Here is a 265-nt window from a genome sequence, read left to right on the forward strand (position 1 = left end):
CTCAGATAGGTTTGGATGGGTAACGTGGCGGGCGAAACCAGAGCGAATGTCATTCCACTGCACACAAATCGGAGCCGGGTAGCGGCGCGCAGGCGTGCCGGTCAACGGGCAGAGTCCCGGCAGCATCCGTCGTTGCTGTCCGATCCAAATGACCGGGCGTCGGCCGAGCAGATCGCCGCCGTTGTCCGGGAAATCGACGAACACCGGCGCGCTGCGGGTGCCACGACCTCGTCCACCGAGCCCACGCCCAACGACCTTGCGCAAC

Annotated in this window: 1 pseudogene; it reads left to right on the plus strand. The window is 65.3% G+C overall.

Going from position 1 to position 265, the window contains the following annotated elements:
- Positions 1-15 precede the first annotated feature (15 nt).
- Positions 16-265, plus strand: a pseudogene (locus BST12_RS30015) (hypothetical protein); the annotation flags it as partial.

This window comes from Mycobacterium angelicum, assembly GCF_002086155.1.
GTDB lineage: Bacteria > Actinomycetota > Actinomycetes > Mycobacteriales > Mycobacteriaceae > Mycobacterium > Mycobacterium angelicum.